The sequence below is a fragment of the Paenibacillus sp. FSL L8-0638 genome (assembly GCF_038593075.1).
GTDB lineage: Bacteria > Bacillota > Bacilli > Paenibacillales > Paenibacillaceae > Paenibacillus > Paenibacillus polymyxa_D.
This window is the reverse complement of the sequence record NZ_CP151960.1, coordinates 2,607,749-2,632,253: the sequence shown is the minus strand read 5'-3', so window position 1 is coordinate 2,632,253 and position 24,505 is coordinate 2,607,749. Positions and strand designations below refer to the sequence as shown.

The window sequence follows — 24,505 nt, the reverse complement described above, 5'->3', positions numbered from 1 at the left end:
TTACATAAAGCGGGAAATGTCTTCCTAAAGGAAGAACGGCTTCATGTTTGAATATAATCATGTATTGGGCCTTTTATTTTTTCAAATCGAGAGGAGTTCTGCGCCATGAAGTATGGTTTCTTCGATGATGTCAATCAAGAATATGTCATCCACACCCCTCAAACCCCTTATCCTTGGATTAATTATTTAGGTAATGAACGATTTTTTGGACTGATTTCCAATACAAGTGGCGGCTATGCATTTTACCGGGATGCTCGCTTACGTCGCTTAACACGTTACCGTTACAATAATATTCCTGTCGATAACGGTGGTCGTTATTTTTATATTTATGATGATGGGGATTATTGGACTCCAAGCTGGATGCCGGTTAAACGGGAGCTGGAGCAGTATGAATGCCGCCATGGACTTGGTTATACCTCAATTATGGGAGAACGCAACGGTATTCGAGCCACGCAGCTGGCTTTTGTACCCCTATCCTTTGACGGCGAAGTCCATCAGGTTAAGCTTCAGAACACATCGTTACAAACCAAAAAGATCAAACTCTTTTCGTTCGTGGAATTTTGTCTGTGGAACGCCTATGACGATATGACCAACTACCAGCGCAACTTGAACACGGGCGAGGTTGAGATACAGGACTCTGTCATTTATCACAAAACGGAATACCGTGAACGCCGCAATCACTATGCTTTTTTCTCTGCTAATCGTCCGCTAGCGGGTTATGATACAGATCGTGAAGCTTTTCTGGGACTCTACAATGGATTAGATCAGCCTCAAACGGTCGCCGCTGGGCAAGCCTCGAACTCTATTGCCAGCGGATGGTCCCCTGTCGGATCACATTGCATTGAGATCACGCTGGAGCCAGGCAAAGAAACAAGCTGTAACTTTATACTCGGTTATGTGGAAAATCCCGAGGAAGAGAAATGGGAGTCCCACGGTGTAATTAATAAAAAACAGGCACATGCCATGATTGCGCAGTTTGCGGATGAAGCCGATGTAAAACAAGCTTTGAGTGAACTCCGAGCCTATTGGAACAATCTGCTGTCCAAGTACACCCTTCAAAGCCACGACGACAAGCTGAACCGAATGGTAAACATATGGAACCCGTATCAATGCATGGTTACATTCAATATGTCACGTTCAGCTTCGTATTTTGAATCTGGTATCGGACGTGGTATGGGCTTCCGGGATTCAAATCAAGATTTGCTCGGCTTCGTCCACCAAATACCGGAGCGGGCACGGGAACGGATTATCGACATTGCCTCTACTCAATTTGAAAACGGCGGAGCTTATCATCAGTACCAACCGTTAACCAAAAAAGGAAACCACGAGGTTGGCGGTGGCTTTAACGACGATCCGTTATGGCTTATTGTCGGTACCGCAGCGTATATCAAAGAAACGGGAGACTTTGGCATACTGGACGAACAAGTGCCCTTTGACGGAAATGTAGAGCGTGCGGCTACGCTGTTTGAACATTTGAAACGTTCATTTTACCATGTAATAGATAATCTTGGTCCGCATGGTCTTCCACTCATTGGCCGAGCTGACTGGAACGATTGTCTGAATCTCAATTGTTTTTCCGCTACACCCGATGAGTCCTATCAGACAACACAGAATTTGGAGGGCCGAGTAGCTGAATCCGTGTTTATCGCCGGACTATTCGTATATACGGGACCGGATTTTATTGAGCTCTGCAAGCGCAGAGGTTTGGATGCAGAAGCGTCCACAGCTCAAGCCCATGTGGATCGTATGCGAGCAGCTACATTGGAGCATGGTTTTGACGGGGAATGGTTCTTACGTGCGTATGACCATTATGGAGACAAAATCGGAAGCAAGGATTGTGAGGAAGGTCAAATTTTCATTGAACCTCAAGGTTTCTGTGTCATGGCAGGAATTGGTGTTGAAGAAGGCCTGGCACATAAAGCTCTCGATTCTACACGTGATCGACTGGAAACTCCCTACGGCATCGTGCTGCAACATCCATCTTATTCCCGTTACTACATCAATCTGGGCGAAATCTCATCTTACCCTCCCGGGTATAAGGAAAATGCCGGTATTTTCTGCCACAATAACCCGTGGATTATGATGGCGGAAGCCGTAATAGGACGTGGGGATCGCGCTTTCGAGCTATATAGCAAAATTGCACCTGCCTATCTGGAGGACATCAGCGACATTCACCGCACCGAGCCGTATGTGTATGCTCAAATGATTGCGGGCAAGGATGCTGTTCGTGAAGGCGAAGCCAAAAATTCCTGGCTGACGGGTACAGCGGCGTGGAATTTTATAGCTATTACTCAATCCATCCTCGGTATCCAGCCGGAATGGGACGGTCTGCGTATTGACCCGTGCATTCCTACAGCCTGGGACGAATTCATAGTCACCCGCGTCTTCCGTGGCGATACCTACGTGATCCATATCACGAATCCACAGCATGTCTCCAAGGGTGTAGCTACAGTTACTGTAGACGGTACCCTCCTTACGAATAATATTCTGCCGGTTGCAGCGGACGGGGCTATCCACCAAGTAAAAGTGTTACTAGGCTAACAAGTTCATGGCCTTCAAAAAAATTAGCTTCAACTTCATCACATAGTATCTTATAATACGAGAATGGCTAAAGATACATTAAGTGTGGTGACATCATGAACAAGACAAAACGGCTTACTCAAACCATGGATTACAAAACAAAGCAAGCCCACTGGGTACGCAAAATGTTATTACTGTATTGGATGATTATAGCTGTACATTTTATCGTCCAGCTGGGCAGCTACTTATTTCTTGATTACGCCGCTTCGCCTTATGAATTTTACGTCGGAACCCTGATTGTTCCTACGCTAATCATGAGTGGTTCCAACTTACTGGCAGAGTTGGCTCATTTTAAATTTAACAGGTATTCTTTTGCGATCCTGTTTATGGCAAGCACCGTCATTTGCTGGATGATTATTCGCCTAAATTATGATATCCGGATTATTCCTGCGCTATGTTTGTTGCCTATTTTCTCTTCTATTCTGTTCTTCAATCGTCGCTTAATATGGCTTTCCTTTGTATTGCAAGTGGTCGTCTTTTTTCTGTTGCTGGCAGCAGATGGATCATTCCGCAGCTATTTGTCAGACTTTGATATTGTGGCGATTCCAACCTTTTTGATTATGTCCACCTTTATTGCTCTCATTATTCAGGCCAGCGGCCGCGATTTGTTAGTGGATTTGTATAAAACAAAGCGTGCCCAACAGGAATTAATGATCAGTAATGCGATTATCAGCAAAATGTCAATGACTGATGGTTTGACAAAGCTGTACAATCATTTGTCCTTTCAAAACTTTTATGAAAAAGCACTCGAATATGCCGAACAAGGAGCGATCATCCATCTGGCGTTAGTGGATATTGATAATTTCAAGAAAATCAATGACAATTACGGACATCAGTTCGGTGATAAAATTTTGGAGGGCATCTCTCAAATCATTACAGAGCAAATTACAGCGAATGACATTCCGGCCCGCTATGGCGGTGAAGAATTTGCTATTTTGATGTTTGAGCATACTTCTGAGGAAGCCTATCAGATCGTTGAGAATATCCGGCGTGAAGTAGAGAATATGACCTTTCAGGAGAAAATGCAAATCGTTTCCGTAACCGTTAGCATTGGATTAAAAAGCTATACCGAGGATATGAACAAAGACAAAGATATATTTTTCCAGGAGACAGACAACTATTTGTATCAAGCCAAGCGCTCCGGGAAAAACAAAATTGTTGCTCTTAATCATACCGCTTAATGTAAAAACGCTTCATTTGATGAGACTCCGGCTTGCCGGAGTTTTCTTGTATATAGAGCTCAAAATTTAATAGAGTTGACAACTCCATAAGTTGAAACTAAAATAGTTACATATGTATTGGTTATTTACTTACTAAAAATAAGTCTAAGGAGATGATTTTTGTATGTCAACCCTCGTTATTGTCGTTCACCCTGATCTTGCGGAATCTCGCATTAACAAAAGATGGGTGCAAGAACTCAAGAAACAATCCGGCGTGACCGTTCACAACCTGTATGAAGTATATCCGGATGAGCAAATCAATGTCGCCCAGGAGCAGGAACTGCTAGAGCAGCATGACCGTATCGTTCTGCAATTTCCTTTTTACTGGTACAGCACTCCTTCCCTACTGAAAAAATGGCTGGATAAGGTTCTAACCTACGGCTGGGCTTATGGGAGCGAAGGTGGCAAGCTACAGGGCAAAGAGTTGTTGATTGCCTTGTCTGCTGCCAGTGTTGAGGAAAACTATCAACATGACGGACGGAATAGGTATACGATCGAAGAGCTACTGAGACCTCTGGAAGCTACAGGCCATATGATTGGTGTCAAATTGCTCCCTTATTTCGTACAATATGGTGCTGCAGTATTGACCGATGAGCAACTAGACCAATCCGCACAAAAATACGCGCAAACAGTTATTTCTTAATTTTTTACTAGAAAGCCCCTTGGACGGCGCCTGTCATACCTGCTTTACAGCAGACGGCAGCTCCAACCAAGGGGCTTTACTGATTGATTACATCGTAACCAAGGTACTGGTTACCTGTGCCATGCTTTCTTTAATAATGTCGCAGCCCTTACGCAAGTTTTCCAGACTTATCGTTAACGCAGGCATAATTTTAATTACCGTATCGTTACGTCCAGCACGCTCAATAATGAGTCCTCTACTAAAGCAGAGAGTCGCTACCTCCTTGGCGAACGCTTCTCCCAGATGGGATACATCAATGCCCCAGATCAGTCCCAAGCCACGAATTTCAATAAGAGGATCTATCGATTGGATATGTTCACGCAAGAACTGCTGAACAAAAGCCTCTTTTTCCTTCACTTGTGCTTCCAGCTCTACCGTATCTCTGAACTCCAGCGCAGCCTTTGCCCCGACAAAAGCAAGCTGATTTCCACGGAAAGTGCCGTTATGCTCACCCGGACTCCATATATCCAATTCTGGCTTGAGTAGCAACAGAGACATTGGCAATCCGTATCCACTAATCGATTTGGACAAAACAACCATATCAGGAACGATTCCCGCCCGCTCGAATGAGAAGAACGAACCAACTCGACCGCAACCGACTTGAATATCGTCCACAATAAGCAAAATATCATGATCATCGCACAACTGTCGCAAATCACGCAGCCATTCGGTATCTGCAATATGAATGCCGCCTTCAGCCTGTACCGTTTCCAAAATGATCGCGGCAGGCTTTTCCACACCTGAATGGGTGTCTGTTAAAAGCTGCTCCATATACAAAATGGTATCCATTCCGTTAAATGTGCTGTTATAAGGTATAAAGGTAACATTGTTCAGGGGAACCCCTGCGCTCTCTCGCATGGAGGTGTTGCTGGTAATCGATAAACTACCCAGCGACATTCCGTGGAACGCACCCATAAAGGCAAAAATACCATTTCTGTTTTTCACCTTGCGTGCAAGTTTCAGTGCTGCTTCCACCGCATTGGTTCCGGTCGGTCCGCAAAATTGCAGCTTATAATTCAAGCCCTTGGGCTGGAGAATACGCTCTGAAAAAGACTCCATAAACTCTTGCTTGGCCGTCGTGTACATATCCAGACCATGCATAATCCGATCGGATGTTAAATAATCCAATAACCGGTTTTTCATAAAATCATTATTATGCCCATAGTTCAAAGCCCCTGCCCCGGCAAAAAAGTCAATGTAACCCTTGCCTGTCTCCGTGTACATCACATCGTTTTTAGCTTTGTTGAATACAACTGGAAAACTTCTGCAATAGGATCTTACATTGGACTCCAGCGCTTCGAATGTGTTCATGATCTCTCGTCCTCCCGCTGACCTGATTTTAAAAACATACAAGCATGGAAAGCAAAAAAGTGTAAATATGTAATCTAAATGAGAAGACAGTCTGAATTCACAATGGGATATCCACACCAAAGAATCATGAGTACGATTACAAGAACAATTAAAGTACTAAAATTAAATACAGAGATAGCACATGAGAGTAGATTAGTAGAAGATTAAATAGTGGGTTTTTCTAAGAGGCCTATCAGAGGATGTCAACTCCTATGTAATAAAATACCATAATTTTCATTTAAGTCAATGCATGTTTCTGAGGTGTTTTGTTAAATTTTTGTAATTTATCATCAGCGGCTTGTAGTATATTGTTAAAATAAAACGAAAAATGTCGTATTATAGTGATAAATCTCAAAAATAGTATATTTCCATATCAAATAGATATACATCTGGACTAATTGTCCACAGGATTGTCACAACAAACCTGATCTTTTGACAGACTGTCCAAAGGAGTTTACTCTATCAACAGAACCTGTCAAAACTTGTTGTAAACATTGCAGTTATCCTAACTATTTGGCTCGAATTTGATAGAAAGATAAGGAAATATGATCATGTCTAATGTTTTGATTATTGAAGATGACAATATGCTGGGAGATACCCTTTCCTTGTATTTAACAGGAGAAGACTACAACGTTACTCGAGTGGAACAAGCGTCTGAGGGTATTGCCAGGCTTAAGGTCGTACAGCCCGATATTATTTTACTGGATCTGCTGCTTCCAGATTTGGATGGCGTGAATCCCTGCCCACTGATACGCAAGCATACGGACGTCCCCATCATCGTGATTTCTACAGAAAACAACATATCAGAGCGCATTCGTACACTTACGTTGGGAGCAGATGATTATATTTGCAAGCCTTTTAGTATGCAAGAGCTAAAAGCACGGATGGAGGCTCTTTTTCGTCGTATTGAAATCACGCGCTTACAAGGAAGTGGCAGAGCACCTGAACCTGAAATGGGCATTACTTTGGATCTAGCGAGAAGAATGATTACCGTTAACGGACAAAATGTGGAGACAACATATTCAGAATTTGAGCTTATGAAGCTTTTTTATTTGAACCGGGGAATTGTATTCAGCAGGTATGCTTTAATTCAGGCTCTCCGTGGCACAGACTCCTTTATTAACGAGAGGGCCGTGGACGTACATATTAACCATTTACGCAGAAAAATCGAAAAAGACCCTAAGAAACCGCAATTGATTAAGACCATCTGGGGAATCGGCTACAAATTTATGCAATAACACGGTCAGCTCCAAGGAAGTGATGACTTGATTTGGTTAATATCCTTCTGAACCGTGCTCAGATGCTCTTTCCAGTCTGGATACAGTTCTCCTGTTGAGGTTTCATTGCTGCGCTTCAATGCCTTTTCCAGCTCTATAACCTTTGCCAGCAACTCAGGCGCGCACAGGTTCCCCGTTCCTCCCTTAAGCGAGTGGATTAATCGAAGAGCAGAAGATAACTGTCCATTGTCCATTTTTCTCACAACTCTTTTATCGAGATACTGGTATTCCTGTATCCATTTGTAAAGGGCAAATTGAAAAATATACACCTTGCCATCCATACCTGCTATCGACTGCTCAGCGTGAATACCATGTAAATCTTGCAGCCACGCTAAATTAATCCAGCTAGTTAACACTCTAGCAGCGGTCAGTTCATGGACAGGCTTGAGCAACACGGCATTAATACCGGCACGAAGACAAACTTCCTGTTCATGCTGCACAGCATCAGCGGTAAAAGCGATAATGGGAAGCCTGTTAAAAGCTTTGTTTCTCCGAATATGTCTCGCCGTCTCAAAACCATCCATCTCTGGCATATGCAAATCAAGCAGCACCATATCCCAGTAACGCAGTTCAAGTAACGCTATTAGTTCCCTTCCGTTCGTGACCATCGTTACCTCAAAGTTACGCTCTGCTAAAAACTCGGTAATCACCACCTGGTTAATTTCGTTATCCTCTGCTATGAGAATTTGATACTTTTGTGTTGTATCCCCTATCTCATTGCGGGAACTCATCGTCGCATGAGTCTCCAGAGTATTACCATCTGCAGGCACTGAATGTTCCTTCTTCCAGCAGAGAACCTCCAGCAGAGCGTTCCGGGTAACGGGCTTGGACAAAAAGGCATCCACACTATGATCCATGTCCCCTGCAGCTATTTTTTCCATCTGAAACACGGTTGTAAGTCCAATGATCTGAGTTATCTGCTTATCCAGCATTTGAAGCCACTGCCTCCGGGAGTCCAGTTCTCTCAAACCTTCCATCCCCATATCAATGATAACATAATCAAAATGCTCACCCTTTTGAAAAGCATCCACACTTTCTTGGAAGGATGAAATAGTGAATGTTTTTAATCCCAAGTCTTGCAGTAGTTCGTTCAAGCTGTATCTCACCAGTTCATGCTGCGCAACAATTAAGGCTTTGCCTTTGATTTGTTTTTCTATTCGTGTGCTTCCTGCATTCAATTCCCCAGTTTCCAGCTCGACATTAAAGTGAAATTGACTGTACTCTCCTAATCGGCTTTTCACCTCTACTTTCCCCCCCATAGCTTCAGCCAAATGCTTGCTAATGGCCAAACCCAGCCCAGAGCCCCCATATCTGCGGCTGGTTGATGTACTCGCCTGGATAAAAGGGACGAATAGCTTGTCCATACTAGTCTCGGAAATTCCTATGCCCGTATCTTCTACCATAAAAGAAACGCCTACTCGCCCTTCCTGCTGACTTAGCATTTTTACCTGTAACAATACATGTCCCTGATCCGTAAACTTGATGGCGTTGGTCAGAAGATTTGAAAGCACCTGCTCCATTCGAAGCGGGTCTCCCTTAAAGCTTTTCGGTAACGCCGGGTCCATTATAAATAGAACCTCTATTTTCTTATCTTCAAGTAAAGTTCCAACGGTATCTGCGAGATGCCGAAGCATTTTTTCCGGCTCGAATTCTACCTTTTCCAGTTCCAGACTGCCGGCTTCCATTTTGGAAAAGTCCAATACGTTACTGAGCATGGATGAAAGGGTACGAGAGGAAGCGAGAAGCTTGTGGAGGTAATCTCTTTGAACGGCAGTCAGTTCAGTCTTATTTAACAGCTTTGACAGACCGATGATTCCATTCAGCGGGGTGCGGATTTCGTGACTCATATGAGCCAAAAAAATGCTTTTCGCACGGTTAGCCTCGTCCACTTCCTTTCTCTTCTGCTCTGAGGCTTTACACTCCGTAATATCCAATACGTGACCGATAACAGAGCTAGTAACCCCGTCCTCCATAACCGGATGTAAGGTAATGAGAGCCGAATATTCCCAAAACTCCAATTCAAATACGGTCCGATCACCGAACCAGGCCTGTTTGTAGTATTGGCAAAGCTGCTCCATCGTTTCAGAGGAAAGCTCCAAAATGTCCCCAAGACGCTTCACATGCTCCCTTTTATTGTAGTTGACTTGCATATTCAGACCCACGCGCTCCAGCAATTCACCTTCAAGCAGCCTATAATAAAATTCATTACCGCTTTTCTCTAGCTTGAAGGTAAAGCCAGGTTGAACACCTAGTAAATTCAGCAGATCACGGTCTTTGTTTAACAAACGTTGTCCATATGTATACTTAGCGGTGGTTAAAGTGTGCACAAACAGAGTCATGAACATTAGACCCATCCCTAACTCTAGCACGCAGGTCAACGGTGTTTTATCGCTTATGCCAAAACATAAGAACAAAATTCCCGCTCCTCCATAAAATACACCTGTGATCGCCTGACGAACAAGTTGACGCTGAAAAACCAAAACTAACAATAAAATCACGATAGCACATAGCACTAAATCTCGAACCAAGTGTTCACCCCCTATAATCTTCCATTTTTTTAGAATATATCAAAAATACAAAAAAAACTCAGGACAGATTCCTTATGCCATAAGGCTTAAAGAACTGTCCCGAGCATTCATTGTACTATAGATTCCATAAGGTTCAAGCTCGTTTTAAAATTTGAAACGACTGATCATCATCTTCAAATCAGCAGCCATCGTCGAAAGCAACTGTGCTGAAGCTGATATTTCCTCCATGGAAGCCAGTTGCTCTTGTGAGGAGGCAGCAACTTCCTCAGATGTGGCGGCATTACCGGTTGCAATCGTCGCCAGCTCGTTGGCTGTCGCTGCGATTTCTTGTACACTGGCTGATATTTGCTCTGCAATCGCAGCGACCTCCTCTACCTGAGGTGTTGTCTCTCGAATGCCTTCCATCGCATAACCCAGCTTGACAATGGTTGCTTTGGAAATCTGTAGTCCATCCTGCACCTCAGTCGTGACCCTGTCCATCGTCTTCACTGTTGTTTCGGTTTCATGCTGAATTTCGGCAATCAAGGTGGCAATTTGTGTGGCGGATGTCTGAGACTGCTCTGCCAGCTTACGCACCTCATCAGCAACGACGGCAAAGCCTTTTCCATGATCGCCCGCTCTGGCTGCCTCAATAGCTGCATTCAATGCCAGCAGGTTTGTCTGATTGGAGATATCGCCGATAACCTTCGTAATTTCACCGATTTCATGAGAGCGGGCTTGCAAGGTTTGAATCATCTGGTTGGAACGCTCTACTGATTGATGAATGGAATTCATTTGCTCGCCTGTCTGCTCAACAGACTTTCGTCCTTCCTCGGCTTGCAAGGCAGATCGTTTGGCCAAATCAGCTATCGAAATCGATCGTTCAGCAATTTGGGTGATCCCTTGTGCAATTTCATCCAGGGCCACCGAATTATTTTCCAGCCCTGTAGTCTGCTTCTCTGCACCACTGGCAATTTCTTGTACAGCCTGGGACACCTGCTCACTTGCAGCACTGGTTTGTTCCGCGCTTATTGTCAGTTCATTGGAAGAAATTGCGACATGATCTGCACTGTTCCCTACGTTCTGAATGACAGATCGCAAGTTATTCTGCATATTTTGAAAAGCCACTCCTAATTCTCCGATCTCGTCCTCGCTCTTTACTTGAATGTCCTGTGTGAGATCTCCGGCGCTCACATTTACCGCTTGTTCTTTTAACTTTAAAATCGGTTTGATGATGGAACGGATCAGGAAATAAACAATGATAATACCAATCACAAGACAACCGACAATGGTTAGTAAAGTGCTGATCAAAATCGGTCCTGCTGCATCATCGACTTCAGATAAATACAGCGTTCCGCCTATCTTCCAGCCAGTCAGCTTGTTAGTCGCATAGTTCATATATTTGAGCTGGCCCTCATACTCATACTCGTATTCACCAGTATCACTCTGAAACATGCGTGATTCAATATCTGTAATTTTGGTGCCTGGTTCCTTCGTCGGATGAACAATGTAAGTATGGTTGTTGTCCAGCAATATGGCATAACCCTCATGACCTACTTTAATATTGTTCAACGTCTCTTTAATACCACTCATTTTCAGGTCAATGCCAATAACACCCGATCCATCTAACGTTGCCTTGGACACAGTAACCGTCATTTGCTTCGAGCTTGCCGAAAGATAAGGAGAACTAATTGCTGCCTTCACTTGTTCCTTTATCGCTTTATCGTACCAAGGTCTGACTCGTGGATCATAATTATCTGGTAATTGCTTCTGTGGATAGGTTGTAAATTTGCCGTCCTTCGTACCATAATAAATGGATTCTGTTTCAGGATGGAGTGCAATATATTGCTTAAAGAATTCTTCCAAATTCGCCGCTTGTTCCTCCGTCTCTACCCGATTGCCTTTTAGTCTTTCTGCAAAATAGTCTGCGTCATGTACCTTGGGTTCAATAGTACTATCAATAATAAAATTAGTGCGGACAATAGCCTGCTCGGCACTTTCTTCAATCTGGTTTCGAATCTGCTGACTCGCGCTTATAAACGACAAAGCCCCCACGATCATGGACGGTAAAATCAAAAATGCAATAAAGGCGACCATTAGCTTCGTTTTAAAATTTTTGCTGAGCATCCTTGCGACTAGCCACTTTTTCCCCGATAACTTCTTCATTAATAAACATCTCCATTTCATTACCTGGATTTCCCAACCTATAGCGAACCTCTTCGTCTTGCCGATGATGACAATCACCCGACAGACTCTCTTTCACCTTTTTCACATCTGCTGCTAAAACGCTTGGACATAAAAGATATAAACACGCTAGTTACATAGGTATATGTACTTATTTTCGAAAACAGCAAGGCTGGTCGGAACCGGTTCTTTGATATAATATACCTAAAAAATATTAAAAAAAATGCAGTATAGATGTTAAGAAAATGTTAGTTTCATCTCACTATACCTACCACTTAACATGAAAATAATCCCCCTGAAGGTAGCAAACATAGGGTCATTTTTGAAAATCGCCATATATTTTCTACTCCCAAGGGGATTAGGTTCGATCGCTTTATTCAGTTCTAATCCAACAACACCTTCAGATCTTCGAGCCTGGTAACAGGTGCCTGACAGGTAAAATGCTCACACACATATACGGCTGATTTGCCTTCCACAAGATCATAATCACGGATATAAGGAGCCGTCTCTGCAATCTCCGACTGTCCTTCATCCTTCAAAATAACGACCGTATTCGGCCTGAACCCAGCTCGAACCGCCTGAATGAACTGTACGGTCTGCGGATCATCCCTGTGACCCACAATCACAATCTCCTTCGTCGTTCCCGTCGCATACAACAACGCGCTGAGCAACGCGGAGTGGCCTGACGGGTAATGAGCAACCATACCGCCAAAAGCCTTAAACTGCTTGGCTGCATAGTTCTCCAATCCAGATTCACCCGTTAGCCGCGCAAGCCGCACAAAATTATAGGCCGCAATGCTGTTACCTGACGGAATGGCTCCGTCATCAATTTCTTTAGGCTTGGCAATGAGCTGCTCACTATCTGACCCATAAAAGAATAATCCGTCCCGTTCCTCATCCCAGAACAAATCGATCATATTTTGATTGAGCGTCAATGCCCGTTGCAGATATTGTACATCGAAGGTCGCCTGATATAGCTCGATCAAGCCCCACACATAAAAAGCATAATCATCCACATAACCGGGATAAGCTGCCTCGCCGTCCCGATAACGCGCCAACAGCCGTCCGTCCTCCTGTCTCAAATGGTTCCACAAAAACGTCTCCGCTTTCTGAGCTTGCTCTGTATATCTCGTGTCTCCAAAAGCTTGTCCTGCCTTCGCCAGTGCAGCAATCATCAATCCGTTCCACGAGGTCAAAATCTTGTCATCTTTGTGAGGATGAACCCGTTGTTCTCTGGCAGCAAACAGCTTGGCCCGTAGCTCACTAACCCGCTGCTCCAGTTCCTGCTCAGTCAAGTCATGCTTGATCCTATAGGCTTCCAGATTGATATCAATCAGGTTTGGAATGTTGTGACCTTCAAAATTGCCGTAAGGTGTAATCCCATACAAATCGTTGAAAAAGGCGGCATCCTTATCGCCTAGTACAGCCTTTACCTCAGAGTCGTCCCAGACATAGAATCTCCCCTCTTCTCCTTCGGAATCCGCATCCTCCGCCGAATAAAAGGCACCACCTGCATCCGTCATGTCCCTTGCGATATATGTAAAGATTTGTTCTGTAATCCGTCGGTACAGTTCCTTGCCTGTCACCTGCCAAGCCTCTGTATACGCGATGGCCAACAGAGCATTGTCATATAGCATTTTTTCAAAATGCGGCACCAACCACTTCTCATCCACGGAGTATCGTGAGAACCCCATGCCTATATGGTCGTAGATTCCGCCCCGGGACATCGCATCCAGCGTCTTCTCTGCCATTTCCAGTGCCTGTTGATTCCCCGTATGCTGTGCATATCGCAGCAAAAAAGACAGGTTATGCGGAGAAGGAAACTTGGGTGCTTCCCCGAAGCCGCCATATTCCTTATCGAAGGTGTGGCTGTATTCATGGAAAGCTTTAGTCAAGCTCTGTTCATCCAGTTCACCCCGATAACCCGCAAGCAAGTCCTGCCGCTCATGCTCGATCAGTACCTGCTCACTCAACTCCACCAGCTCTTCCGGCTGTTCTTTCCACCGGGTACCCACCTTGCCAAGCAGCTCCAACAGTCCGACACGGCCAAACTTCTGCTCCTTGGGCAAATACGTCCCCGCAAAAAAAGGTTTCTGATCCGGTGTCATCAATATCGTCAGTGGCCAGCCTCCATGCCCCGTCATCGTCTGGCAGATGGACATATAGATATGATCCACATCTGGACGTTCTTCACGATCCACCTTAATGGATACATAATCCCGGTTTAATACCTCAGCCACTTCTTCATCCTCGAAAGATTCTCTCCCCATTACATGGCACCAATGGCAAGTGGAATAGCCAACAGATAGGAAAATAGGCTTGTTATCACGTTTAGCCATTTCAAAAGCCTCATCTGACCAAGGGAACCAATTTACCGGATTGTGAGCATGCTGTAGCAAATACGGTGATTTTTCCTTGGATAGTCTATTCGGTTTGCTGCTCGTTGTCATGGGACATCACCACTTCCGTAGTTGAATTTTATACTTGGTACTATTTTACCCTAAATGGGTGGTAAAAGTCGGAAGAGATGAAAAAAGATAATGAATCTCAAGCATTATACTCATTAGAATTTATATCAAAGATCTCGAGAGCTTTCAGTAAGGCGTATTCACTTGTTCTGGCCCCTTCTTTTGAAAAATGTGCATCCGGAAACGCGGGCGACATATGATGGTACCCGGGATAGACATGTAATTCCACTAAGACTCCATCAAAGGCCAATTGTTTTGCAAAAAACAAGGATTCATCAATGAATAAATCAATGGTACCTATATTTATATAAGTCGGTGGTAATCCGGCCAATGACTTAGCACGAGCCGGCACATAATACTCACTTACCTCCTCCTGACCCGGTTCATCCCCCAATACAGATTTCCAGCCAAAATAATTACTTTGTTTTGTCCAAATAAACTCTCCTGCGTATGGGTGCTCTGGTGCGGTACTTGTGCGATCATCTAGCATTGGCCTCATTAATCTTAGATGATGGATTTCGAATTCCTTCTGATCACGAATGTACAAGGCTAGGCCAGCCGCCAAACCGCCGCCAGCGCTGCTGCCCCCTACGGCAACTTTCTGAGTATCTATCCCTAACTCTTCCGCATGTTCAATGCACCATTTTAGGCCCGAATAACAATCCTGTAACTGACTTGGCTGTACATGCTCTGGTGATAGGCGATAGTACACGGATACGCAACAGAAACCATGTTGTGCAGCAAGAGATGCATTAGCAGGACGATCTACGACTGGACTTCCTAATACCATCCCGCCTCCGTGTATCGAATAATATAGAGGCATCTTATGATGCTTTGATTGTTTGGGCTTAATGATTTCGATTTGAATATCTGGACCATTAAAATAACTTGGCACAATCTTTTTTTCTAATGTAATGGGGAACATCTGCGTTACATCTATTTGTTGCATCATTTGAGATTGATTTTTACGTGCTTCCCTTAGTGTAGATTCGGTAAGATCGGTTGTTGGTATTAAATCAACTGCACTGATAATTTCTGGATCAATCAGATGTCTACTTCTACTTTTTTGCTCCCTCATAGTAATCTTTTCCTCACTTTCTTGTTTTAAAGACAATGAATCAATACATATTTCCCTTCAATTGTTGTTGTCGTTTATATTTATATTTTAAGTTTAAAATCAGCTTTATAAATGAAAACAACGAGTTAGAATCATTCTTGACATAAAAATTATAAAAAAATGGAATGCCAAAAAAGTATTTCGGAATCTGGCTGTGGGAATGCGAAGGCACATCAAACCTTTTACCAAACAAAAAGACGCGACCGGATTGGTCGTTCATAGCGATTATCCGGTCGCGTCTTAAGCTTATCACGTTATGTCCATCTACTTTTTATGTGAATAAACAATTTTCTTAATGGTTTCGGTAGAGAGGAAAAACTCATTAGCTAATTGCTCGATACTGCTTCTATTTTGAAAAGCATTTCTGATTGCGGCATTTCGCTGTTCTAGCAACCATCTCCCGCCACTCAAACTTCCACAATCCATATATTCCGTTTTTGGTTTAGGAATATACAGAGTCTCTCCTTGAACATATTTTTGGATTTCTATAATTAATTCTTGTGGTAAAACTTTTGAAGCATTCGTATATCTCAATTTTACTCGCCCCTTATTTTGATTTTTTAAAATAAGGGGCAAAGCCAAAAATATTAAAAAGCTTATTCAGCGTTAAAAATTGTTTCGCCCCATACAAAGTAACGCTTTCTTAATAATTGGCTTTGCATGAGTGTAAGAAGTCACAGACAATCCTAACAGATTCTCCATCAGTAGGCACCCCCTTTTACCTCGCAAGTATAGCATAACTTCTGCTCACCTGGGACCAGCTAAATGATATCAGCAAAAAGCAAGCGATTAAAAATTGAGCTGTTAGATAGCTGATTTTAAATACTAACAATGAATACGAACCACATAAATCCGTAGATTAATGCCACTAGCCCTACAATGCCCAACAAGCAGAAAAGTAAAAGCATAAGAACAAATTTTTTACCATCCATAACCGACTCCCCAATACTTTTTCCAGAGTGTGAGACACACTTTCTAACTTAGCTTCCGAATAAAAATTTGAAATTAAGTGCATTTATCCAGCTGAACAGGAGTCCCCGTTATCCTAAGAGCGGCTTCTAGATGTTACGGATTTACACTTTCTGCTTGGCTAGCCTGTCTTGCGTTTATTTTTTTCATTGCAAATCTTGCTATTGGCTGAGCATGGTAGGCTACACGAGTCGTGCCAATATTGATAATGTATAATCAAGCATAAGACTCATAAAGGAGCATATGAACCAGATGAACAATTTTTTGAATGAATTTGAGGAAAGATTTAGGGCAGGATTTTTGGATGATCTTAAAAGCATACTGGAAGAAGTGAAGAATGAGAAGGTTTACGCCTGTGCTTTTGGCACAGACAGCGATTTTGTCACCTTGTTTCTAGCTGTTAATACAGAGGAATCCCTTGTTAGACATATCACAAACATGAAAGCCGAAGGCCTGTGCGACAGCAAGGAAGATGAAAATTATTATAGATGGGGATTTTGCGAATATCAATATGGCGATGCAACACACTTGAATCATATTAGCAAATTTCTATATGCAACCGAAAATGTGTTTGATTATAAAGATGAAATGATAAAAATTATGGCCAAGGTAGTTAAGGAAACAGACGACGTGCTTTTCAATCAATTTGGTCAAGCCAAAGAAGATATTATTTTTTTCGTGTCCATGACGGATGATGATATGGCCGAGGAACTCGAAGATCAGTCTGTAATTCAGATGACAAACGCCAAACTAGTTGATGGCTTCTTGCATCGTTATCAATAGAAATACAGTTTGCAGTAACTCACGAACTGTCTTCTTTTCACCAATTATAAAGGGAAGCAGTGAGATAACCTCCTTGCTTCCCTTTAAGCTTATTTTGCGAATAAATGTTCTTTCAACCACTGCCTATAAAACAGCAGTTGCTCTTTGGTGTGAAAATAATGTTTTCCATGTTCCATCACTTTTAGATCGCAATGAAATCGGCTTGCAAACGAAGCTATGACATCATATTCACATAAGTCATCTTCAGAGCCATAAAGAATAGCAGTTGGCTTATTCCATGTATCAACCGGATGTGATTTAACATAGCAGTAATAATCCCAATAAAGTATTTGCCCAATAGGTGTAGATATTTCTTTTTCAACTTTTAATCTATCCTCACTTACACTGAACCATGTCATCATATTTTTGATTATCCTCTCCATATCTAGCACTGGAGAAAGAAACAGACATTGTTTAAGTGCGAGATGATGATAAGCAAGCAAACTAAAATACGCACTCATGCTACAAGCGAAAATACTAATGTCATCCCATTGTTTTTGTATGTAACGCATGATTATGTCAAGATCATGAACACAATTTTGAACTTTACAGACGTACGCTTCTTCTTTGCGATCACCATGTTCAGGCAAATCAAAACTAATGACTTGATACCCTTGTGCCGTCGCTTCTTCTGCAAATATAACGATCACATCATCTGCCTTGTTTGACATATTACCGTGGATAGCTACAAATATCTTATCTGATTCACCACCCCACAAAATTGCCGGGATACCCTCGATTTTCAATTCTTGCTTTATCATTACTTTATCCTTGCTTAAAACAGCCAATGGTACCTTGTCTTCCTGATCAAAATGTTCTTTGCGATTCCACTGCTCCAAATTTATTTTGTTAGAATTCATGATCAGTACCCTACTTTCACCCGATTCTGAATTTTTAATTGAGTGCTATATCCTATGATACTACGATGGTAAGAAAAACCAAACTACGCCGCTATCATACTCATGGTATGGGAATCCGTTTGTTTTACTGAAGCGAGACTCCGGTGCAGCTTATGATTAACGATTCCGATTACCACGTCCGGCTCCATTACATCCTGATGGGAGAGCATAACCAATGTTGCAATATCCCCCCTATGATATGCCGCTGTCAACGTTCTCAGAAAAGTTTTCGAGTTTTCACTTTCCGGCAAGGATAACTCTCCTTTGAGGAGATCCTCCTTAACTGCTTCAAGCGATTTTCGTGCCCGGTGGAGTGCAACTTTTACCGCTCCCTCCGTTGTTTTGAGCATGTCGGATGTCTCACGAATCGAATATCCAAACACATCTCGTAGCAAAAAAACTGTTCTCTGAAGCGGAGATAAATGATTCATTAAGGACTGCAACACTATCTCGATTTCAAAAGATCCATGATCCGGTTCAGTCACTTTCGCTTGTTCCCTGTTCAATATCCGATTAAAGACTGCTTTTCTCCGTATCTCATCAATCCAGGTGTTTTTCGCAATCCGCAGCAAAAGCGCTTTGGGATTTGTATGTTCGAAATTGTTTAACTTTCCTAATGCTTTTACCCAAGTATCCTGAGCCAATTCTTCCGCATCCCAATTTGATTTCGTAAGCGACAGACAGTAACGCTTCAGGACTGCCTGTAATTCCTCCAAGTTCTCGATGTTTATTGTATTATCTGTCATTTGTATAGAATCATCTATGCGCATAGGTCCTCTCCTCCACGGTCTTATTCTGCCCTTTCCTAGAGCAAAGCCTTTTGTTACCTCCAATGTAAACGAACAAGTGGTTGTAAAAGTTACACCATTTACGCAAATCGTTTTCCCATTGAAACCTCCGTATCTTTTTACGGTCTCGGTTCGTTTACAAGGAGAAATCAACTGAAAACAGGAAATTGGGGGTATCAAAATGAGTGTTTATGTTCCTTATGTTGTTGAGCAAACTGCTCAAGGTGAAAGATCGTACGATATCTATTCCAGACTATTAAAGGATCGTATTGTGTTTGTCGGGGCAGCCATCGATGATCATTTGGCTAACAGTATTATTGCTCAATTATTGTTCCTGGCGGCAGAAGATCCGGAAAAAGAAATTTACATGTATATCAACAGCCCGGGTGGCTCTACTTCCGCAGGATTTGCCATTTATGATACGATGCAGTACATCAAACCTGATGTACACACGATATGTACGGGATTCGCTGCTTCGTTTGGTGCGATCCTATTGCTAGCGGGCGCCAAGGGGAAACGTTCGGCGTTGCCGAACAGTGAAATCATGATCCATCAGCCGCACGGCGGCGCACAAGGTCAGGCCAGCGATATTGCGATCAGCGCAAAACGAATTTTATGGACTCGTGAAAAGGCAACCCGTATCACAGCTGAACGGACCGGACAATCTTTTGAAAAAGTCGAAAAAGATATGGACCGGGATTTTTACATGTCCGCTCAGGAGGCACTGAAATATGGTGTTATTGATCAGGTGATCACTTCTTTATAGAGTATGCTCAAACCCTAATGATCCGCAAGAAACTTTAAGAAAATATGAGGTGATATCATGTTAGCAAGTTTACAAGGTAAGGAAGTAACTATTCATTTTATAGATGGGGCAAATGTATGCGACGGGATATTGGATCAGATTGACGACAAGTTCGTTAAATATCTTACGCAATATCAAACGCTTGTTATTCCTATCACATCTATTCGCACCGTATCCATTGACATTAAGGAACGGCAACGCCACAGAGTTGGATTCGCCCCTTGAACCTATATTAACATGGGTGGTAATTTCATTTTATGGAGGCCCAATATTATGGAAATTTCACAGGGAGTAGAAATGCTCCAGCTAGATTTTCAGGGGAATATGATTCACCCCATTCTTTTGTGGGATCCAGAAATGGCTGTTTTAATAGACACAGGATTCCCCGGACAAATGGAAGATTTACGCGTGGCAATGGAAAAGGCAGGCGTATCGTTCGACAAACTAAAAGCTGTGATTTTGACGCATCAAGATGTGGATCATATAGGTTGTCTTCCTGAGATTTTGCAGGAGTGTGGCAATCAAATTAAAGTCTATGCACACGAACTGGATAAGCCGTATATTCAGGGGGAGATCCCACTTTTAAAAGATAGTCACCTTGTGCATCCCCCGAAGGGCAAAGTGGACGATACCTTAATAGATGGTCAGGAGCTGCCGTTTTGCGGCAGGATTCGCGTCATCCATACGCCTGGGCATACTCCTGGTCATATCAGTCTTTATTTAAGGCAAAGTAAGACTCTTATTGCCGGGGATTCGATGTACAGTGTAAATGGGATTCTCGGGGGAATTCATGTCCCGACCACACCGGATATGGATGCAGCTCGTCTCTCATTGAAAAAGTATTTAGATCTCGACATTGCATCCGTAGTTTGTTATCACGGGGGATTAAGTAATGTACATGTGAATGATCAGATATTAGGACTTAGTGGCAAGTTAATTTATAGCGAATTGAAGCAACCCCGTAAATGACCGGGGTTGCTTTTATAATGTTCATATGAATTGTATCTAATACCCACACTTCATTGATAGACCCGCACGTAATCGACTAGCATTTGGGACGGGAACTGCGTCGAGTTATTGGGAGCACCAGGCCAGTTTCCGCCGACCGCTAGGTTCAGGAGAATAAAGAACGGCTGCTGAAATTCTTCGGTGTTCCCGGTTCCATTCTCTATATAAAATTCATTGAACTGCTGTCCGTCGACAAACCAGCGGATATACTTGGAGTCCCACTCGATGCTGTACACATGGTATTGGGAAAAATCCAGATTGCCCGATACCCGCCCAAAGTCAGCGTGGCCTCCCGCATCCCAATGCACAGTACCGTTCACAGAAGGATTGTTGTTTACACGTTCCATAATGTCGATTTCTCCACATTTCGGCCAACCTACCGAGCTGATGTTGCTGCCTAACATCCAGAAAGCCGGCCATATCCCTTGACCGGACGGTAACTTGATGCGCGCTTCCACTTTCCCATAAGTAAATTTTTTCAAGTCTTGAGTTTTGATCCGGGCTGAGGTGTAATTCATTCCGCCGTAAGCTTCTTTTTGTGCCGTAATCACCAGATTGCCTCCGGTAACCTGCAAATTCTGCTTACGGTTGGTATAGTACTGCAGTTCATTGTTTCCCCATCCGCCGCTTCCAGTACCGATTTCAGGGGTCCAATTGGACCGGTTTAACGAAGTTCCATTAAATTCGTCGCTCCACACAAGATTCGAGTTCGGTGCTGCGCTTGTATGCATTGCTGGAAGCAGAACGGTTAGGAGACTGAGCAGCGCAACCGCACATAATCCTTTTCTTAGCATTAGTTCCCTCCTCAATAATAATAATCCAGGTTCTTAGACACTTCAGAAAAATAAGCCTTCAAGCGGTATTGACCATTGAAACGGGGATCACCTCTCTTTATATTTTTCTTCTTGGACAGCTCATAAGTTAGAATCGTAGATAGACGATTGAAAAAATATACCGCTCAAACAGGAGTATAATGGAAACAAAATCCATATTCAACCTATATTTAAGTTTTTTTCACAAAACTTACTTCCCCATCTAGATAAAGTCGGTCTTTATAAATCAATAAGAAATTTAACAGCCATTAAAACAAACGTAGTAGCACGTATCGCACCGGACACGGTGTAGCGCTGGCGGTCATCTACGATTACCAGAAGACACGTGGCGGCGAGCATCCACAAATCTTCTTATCCGGAGGAAACCTTCCCCCTCAATTCCGTACAACTCATAGCGATGTCGCCACTTCACTAAGGTGGTAACGCTGTGTTATGTTTTTTTGCTACTTCCACACGGCTGCTCTGTCCTGCTTTTAACTCCTGTATGATGGCTAGTTTCTCAATCGCATTGTATTCGTTTTTCTTAGACAAAATAAAACTCCCCTTCAAGCAGCGGTTTATTTATTAAACCTGTCTACTTGAAGGGGAGCATATCAAAATCGGTACTCTGTTCCGTAATTTATAATAGCGAGGTTACGAACTTCACCTCCGGAAAGCGGTTATCCGGTCCTTTCATTAAGATTCCGCCTTGATTTTTCAGATACCTATCGAAGAAATCCAGCATATAGGCATTGATAACGGAGTTCGCTCTTTCGGGCGCAATCTTTCCTGTAATGCCCAGCATTTTGAAAATCGGAGAAATGAACTGTACGTCGGTAAAATTCAAATGCTCCGTATTTTCGATATAGAGGACTTGTCCTCCTTCGTCGACCGTTTCGCGCATCCGTTCAAGCTCCAACTTTTTATCTTCCGTTACTTGATCCTCCCACTCTCTTGTTGATCCCATACGGTTAAGCTCTGCATCCGTGTAGACCCGGTTATCCATCACCATTTTCAATTTTTCGAAATAGCTTTCCGAGTTGATGAACAAAAACGGCTTTCGTAGACCCTCTCTGTCACGCAGTCGATAAAGCCCTCCATCAAGGTCTATTCCAGCCGTGATTCGCGGATCATAAGAAGCGTCATAGGCCGTCGCTCCGCCGATGGAATGACCGAACGTCCCGACATGACCGAGATCAATCCTCCCTTTTAGATGACTTGGAATCAACCCCGATTGGATGAGCTCGAATTGGTCCAACGCAAACGCCACATCGCCGGTTAAAACTTTTCCCAACTTGTCGCGATTTCCTCTACTCGTCTGGTAATCATGGTCGGGCGAGAATAAGTCGTTGGTTGTGCTGGTCGTGATTCGACCGTCCGGAAACTCGGTTGCAAATGTATTGTAGGTGTGGTCGATCACTGCCACGATATATCCATGACTCGCGAGATTTTCGGCTTGCGACGTGTGGAGGAACCTGGAAGAGCCGTTGCCGGGATTCGCAAGGATCAGCGGGTATGAAGTCTGTACCGAGGAGACTTCGGCCCCCGAATAAGCATGACTGGATACGTACTTCAGGTGTTGAAACGTAAACTCGGGAAGGCCATAGTCTGCGGCCATATAACGTAAAATCTGGGTATCGGGAATAAAGGGAGCGTACTTGCCGGTGCTAGCTTGAGCCGGATACCAGACCTGAACCATCAATTCTCTCTTCCCCTCTCTGGCTTCGTCGAAAATCTCTTCCCTATTTGTATCCACGAAATGAAAAGTTTGCGTTCCTACCTTAAATTCGCCTGTCGGTTCAGGTAGTTTAAATACAGGAAAAGCATACATGAGGCCCGCTGTTGCGACCAGCATTATTGCTATAGCGGTATAAGCTGAACCCAACATGAATCGTGGAATTTTTTTTGGGCCGGTTTTCTTAAAATAGCTATAACCTGAAATGGCTAAAAAAATGATCGTTATGCAATATGGGAAAAATAGCTGAACTCTGTATCCTTCCACCGTCCAATGAATGACCAGTAAAAGTGTGGCAATCCCGCTTGCAACGAATACTGGAATTCTACGCCGTCCTTTTTTTAATAGTACGGTTAATGCAAATAAGCCGATGTTTGACAATAAAAGCAACAGTTCAAACAGCCTCATCTCGATTCTCCTTTCAAAAAATTTCTATTTTCGTTTGTTCTAATCTTATCCTGCCAGGCTGGCCTAAGCTATCGATTTGCCTTACATCAACCTAACAATTTTGTAATTCGATCTTGCGGTATTGGAAGACTCGTAAAACCAAGGATGAATCAGAAAATACCAATAAGTATGTGCTTAATACATCACAGACTTATAACGACTATGGTAGTATCACAAGCGCTGTTGACGTGTTGGGTGTACCAACAACGTACACCTATGATGCAACGTTGCATTTACTTGTTGGTGTCTCGAAACCAATTTCTGCGACTCAAACACAATATACGGAATATGTACGTGATGCAGTCCACGGCAATGTAACAAAAATTCGTGTTCGTGAAGTCCGATATTATGGAAATTTCACAGGGAGTAGAAATGCTTTAGCTAAGACGTGTCGTTCGACAAACTAAAAGCTGTGATTTTGACGCATCAAGATGTGGATCTTATAGGAAGTCTTCCTGAGATTTTGCAGGAGTGTGGCAATCATATTAAAGTCTATGCACACGAACTGGATAAGCCGTATATTCAAGGGGAGATCCCACTTTTAAAAGATAGTCACCTTGGGATCCCTCGAAAGGCAAAGTAAGACTCTTATTGCCGGGGATTCGATGTACAGTGTAAACGGGATTCTGGTGGGGGATTCATGTCCCGACCACACCGGATATGGGTGCAGCTCGTCTCTCATTAGATCTCGACATTGCATCCGTAGTTTGTTATCACGGGGGATTAAGTAATGTACATGTGAATGATCAGATATTAGGACTTACCAAAGGATTATAAAGTTAAAGTTCCAGCAAGCCACCTTTTCGTGAAACGATGTTGTTAGCGTAGAAGAATT

18 protein-coding genes and 2 pseudogenes are annotated in these 24,505 nt (G+C 43.1%); 9 read left to right on the top strand and 11 right to left on the bottom strand.

The genetic code is table 11. The annotated features are described in order from the left end of the window. The first annotated feature begins 105 nt into the window (after positions 1-105). The 3 genes from MKY35_RS11830 to MKY35_RS11820 all read left to right on the top strand — a co-directional run bounded on the left by MKY35_RS11830 (position 106) and on the right by MKY35_RS11820 (position 4,443). Positions 106-2,541, top strand: coding sequence for a glycosyl transferase (locus tag MKY35_RS11830; RefSeq protein ID WP_342446461.1), 2,436 nt, complete (start codon positions 106-108; stop codon positions 2,539-2,541). A 95-nt stretch (positions 2,542-2,636) separates the two neighbouring features. After that, positions 2,637-3,761, top strand: coding sequence for a GGDEF domain-containing protein (locus MKY35_RS11825; RefSeq protein WP_307354081.1), 1,125 nt, complete (start codon positions 2,637-2,639; stop codon positions 3,759-3,761). Between the two features lie 163 nt (positions 3,762-3,924). Next, positions 3,925-4,443 (top strand): NAD(P)H-dependent oxidoreductase, encoded by a 519-nt coding sequence (locus tag MKY35_RS11820; RefSeq protein ID WP_039275063.1) that lies wholly within the window; start codon positions 3,925-3,927, stop codon positions 4,441-4,443. A gap of 87 nt (positions 4,444-4,530) precedes the next feature. On the opposite strand, the gene ectB is transcribed toward MKY35_RS11820, so the two are convergent. Continuing rightward, positions 4,531-5,793, bottom strand: coding sequence for a diaminobutyrate--2-oxoglutarate transaminase (gene ectB, locus MKY35_RS11815; protein WP_342446460.1), 1,263 nt, complete (start codon positions 5,791-5,793; stop codon positions 4,531-4,533). A 590-nt stretch (positions 5,794-6,383) separates the two neighbouring features. Between ectB and MKY35_RS11810 the strand changes: the two genes are divergently transcribed. Then, positions 6,384-7,070 (top strand): response regulator transcription factor, encoded by a 687-nt coding sequence (locus MKY35_RS11810; protein ID WP_342446459.1) that lies wholly within the window; start codon positions 6,384-6,386, stop codon positions 7,068-7,070. 5 nt (positions 7,071-7,075) lie between these two features. Here the strand turns inward: MKY35_RS11810 and MKY35_RS11805 are convergent, their stop codons facing one another. The 6 genes from MKY35_RS11805 to MKY35_RS11780 all read right to left on the bottom strand — a co-directional run bounded on the left by MKY35_RS11805 (position 7,076) and on the right by MKY35_RS11780 (position 15,919). Next, positions 7,076-9,637, bottom strand: a complete 2,562-nt coding sequence (locus MKY35_RS11805; RefSeq protein ID WP_342446458.1) for a response regulator — start codon at positions 9,635-9,637, stop codon at positions 7,076-7,078. 144 nt (positions 9,638-9,781) lie between these two features. Then, positions 9,782-11,782 (bottom strand): methyl-accepting chemotaxis protein, encoded by a 2,001-nt coding sequence (locus MKY35_RS11800; protein WP_342446457.1) that lies wholly within the window; start codon positions 11,780-11,782, stop codon positions 9,782-9,784. Beyond that, on the bottom strand, positions 11,724-11,879 hold the full coding sequence (locus MKY35_RS11795; protein ID WP_342446719.1) for a hypothetical protein: 156 nt from the start codon (positions 11,877-11,879) through the stop codon (positions 11,724-11,726). The genes MKY35_RS11800 and MKY35_RS11795 overlap by 59 nt, the downstream gene beginning before the upstream one ends. 304 nt (positions 11,880-12,183) lie before the next feature. Beyond that, entirely contained in the window at positions 12,184-14,250 is a 2,067-nt protein-coding gene (locus MKY35_RS11790; RefSeq protein ID WP_039275054.1) for a thioredoxin domain-containing protein, read from the bottom strand. 97 nt (positions 14,251-14,347) lie between these two features. After that, positions 14,348-15,346, bottom strand: coding sequence for an alpha/beta hydrolase (locus MKY35_RS11785; protein ID WP_039275053.1), 999 nt, complete (start codon positions 15,344-15,346; stop codon positions 14,348-14,350). A gap of 303 nt (positions 15,347-15,649) precedes the next feature. Continuing rightward, positions 15,650-15,919: a CD3324 family protein gene (locus MKY35_RS11780; RefSeq protein WP_342446456.1), complete on the bottom strand. Its 270-nt coding sequence runs from the start codon at positions 15,917-15,919 to the stop codon at positions 15,650-15,652. Between the two features lie 687 nt (positions 15,920-16,606). On the opposite strand from MKY35_RS11780, the gene MKY35_RS11775 reads away from it, so the two are divergent. Continuing rightward, positions 16,607-17,137, top strand: a complete 531-nt coding sequence (locus MKY35_RS11775; RefSeq protein ID WP_342426055.1) for a DUF4303 domain-containing protein — start codon at positions 16,607-16,609, stop codon at positions 17,135-17,137. Between the two features lie 89 nt (positions 17,138-17,226). Here MKY35_RS11775 and MKY35_RS11770 read toward each other — a convergent pair whose 3' ends face one another. Further along, positions 17,227-17,937 carry an alpha/beta hydrolase gene (locus MKY35_RS11770; protein WP_318628372.1) on the bottom strand — a complete coding sequence of 237 codons (711 nt, stop codon included), beginning with the start codon at positions 17,935-17,937 and terminating at the stop codon, positions 17,227-17,229. 182 nt (positions 17,938-18,119) lie between these two features. Further along, positions 18,120-18,845, bottom strand: a complete 726-nt coding sequence (locus tag MKY35_RS11765; protein WP_342446455.1) for an RNA polymerase sigma factor — start codon at positions 18,843-18,845, stop codon at positions 18,120-18,122. Between the two features lie 199 nt (positions 18,846-19,044). Here MKY35_RS11765 and clpP point away from each other — a divergent pair, with 199 nt between their 5' ends. Genes clpP through MKY35_RS11750 form a run of 3 tightly spaced genes read left to right on the top strand, consistent with a single transcriptional unit; the run spans position 19,045 to position 20,637 of the window. After that, on the top strand, positions 19,045-19,629 hold the full coding sequence (gene clpP, locus MKY35_RS11760) for an ATP-dependent Clp endopeptidase proteolytic subunit ClpP (protein WP_307354106.1): 585 nt from the start codon (positions 19,045-19,047) through the stop codon (positions 19,627-19,629). A gap of 57 nt (positions 19,630-19,686) precedes the next feature. Then, positions 19,687-19,893, top strand: coding sequence for a hypothetical protein (locus MKY35_RS11755; RefSeq protein ID WP_039275041.1), 207 nt, complete (start codon positions 19,687-19,689; stop codon positions 19,891-19,893). A 48-nt stretch (positions 19,894-19,941) separates the two neighbouring features. Next, positions 19,942-20,637, top strand: coding sequence for an MBL fold metallo-hydrolase (locus MKY35_RS11750; protein WP_342446454.1), 696 nt, complete (start codon positions 19,942-19,944; stop codon positions 20,635-20,637). Between the two features lie 53 nt (positions 20,638-20,690). Here MKY35_RS11750 and MKY35_RS11745 read toward each other — a convergent pair. Together MKY35_RS11745 and MKY35_RS11740 are read right to left on the bottom strand one after the other, a co-directional pair. Continuing rightward, positions 20,691-21,470, bottom strand: a pseudogene (locus MKY35_RS11745) (glycoside hydrolase family 16 protein); the annotation flags it as partial. Positions 21,471-22,128: 658 nt separating this feature from the next. Then, positions 22,129-23,631 (bottom strand): dienelactone hydrolase, encoded by a 1,503-nt coding sequence (locus MKY35_RS11740; protein WP_322252606.1) that lies wholly within the window; start codon positions 23,629-23,631, stop codon positions 22,129-22,131. Between the two features lie 387 nt (positions 23,632-24,018). Between MKY35_RS11740 and MKY35_RS11735 the strand changes: the two are divergent. Beyond that, positions 24,019-24,447: pseudogene (locus MKY35_RS11735) on the top strand (hypothetical protein). Positions 24,448-24,505: the final 58 nt, after the last annotated feature.

Bases quoted from the DNA above. Each gene is read 5' to 3' on its own strand.
- MKY35_RS11755 (WP_039275041.1), top strand. From the start codon at position 19,687: ATGTTAGCAAGTTTACAAGGTAAGGAAGTAACTATTCATTTTATAGAT.
- MKY35_RS11775 (WP_342426055.1), top strand. From the start codon at position 16,607: ATGAACAATTTTTTGAATGAATTTGAGGAAAGATTTAGGGCAGGATTT.
- MKY35_RS11800 (WP_342446457.1), bottom strand. From the start codon at position 11,782: ATGAAGAAGTTATCGGGGAAAAAGTGGCTAGTCGCAAGGATGCTCAGC.
- MKY35_RS11785 (WP_039275053.1), bottom strand. From the start codon at position 15,346: ATGAGGGAGCAAAAAAGTAGAAGTAGACATCTGATTGATCCAGAAATT.
- MKY35_RS11825 (WP_307354081.1), top strand. From the start codon at position 2,637: ATGAACAAGACAAAACGGCTTACTCAAACCATGGATTACAAAACAAAG.
- MKY35_RS11770 (WP_318628372.1), bottom strand. From the start codon at position 17,937: ATGATAAAGCAAGAATTGAAAATCGAGGGTATCCCGGCAATTTTGTGG.
- MKY35_RS11820 (WP_039275063.1), top strand. From the start codon at position 3,925: ATGTCAACCCTCGTTATTGTCGTTCACCCTGATCTTGCGGAATCTCGC.
- MKY35_RS11810 (WP_342446459.1), top strand. From the start codon at position 6,384: ATGTCTAATGTTTTGATTATTGAAGATGACAATATGCTGGGAGATACC.
- MKY35_RS11830 (WP_342446461.1), top strand. From the start codon at position 106: ATGAAGTATGGTTTCTTCGATGATGTCAATCAAGAATATGTCATCCAC.
- MKY35_RS11765 (WP_342446455.1), bottom strand. From the start codon at position 18,845: ATGCGCATAGATGATTCTATACAAATGACAGATAATACAATAAACATC.
- MKY35_RS11750 (WP_342446454.1), top strand. From the start codon at position 19,942: ATGGAAATTTCACAGGGAGTAGAAATGCTCCAGCTAGATTTTCAGGGG.
- MKY35_RS11790 (WP_039275054.1), bottom strand. From the start codon at position 14,250: ATGACAACGAGCAGCAAACCGAATAGACTATCCAAGGAAAAATCACCG.
- ectB (WP_342446460.1), bottom strand. From the start codon at position 5,793: ATGAACACATTCGAAGCGCTGGAGTCCAATGTAAGATCCTATTGCAGA.
- MKY35_RS11740 (WP_322252606.1), bottom strand. From the start codon at position 23,631: ATGAGGCTGTTTGAACTGTTGCTTTTATTGTCAAACATCGGCTTATTT.
- clpP (WP_307354106.1), top strand. From the start codon at position 19,045: ATGAGTGTTTATGTTCCTTATGTTGTTGAGCAAACTGCTCAAGGTGAA.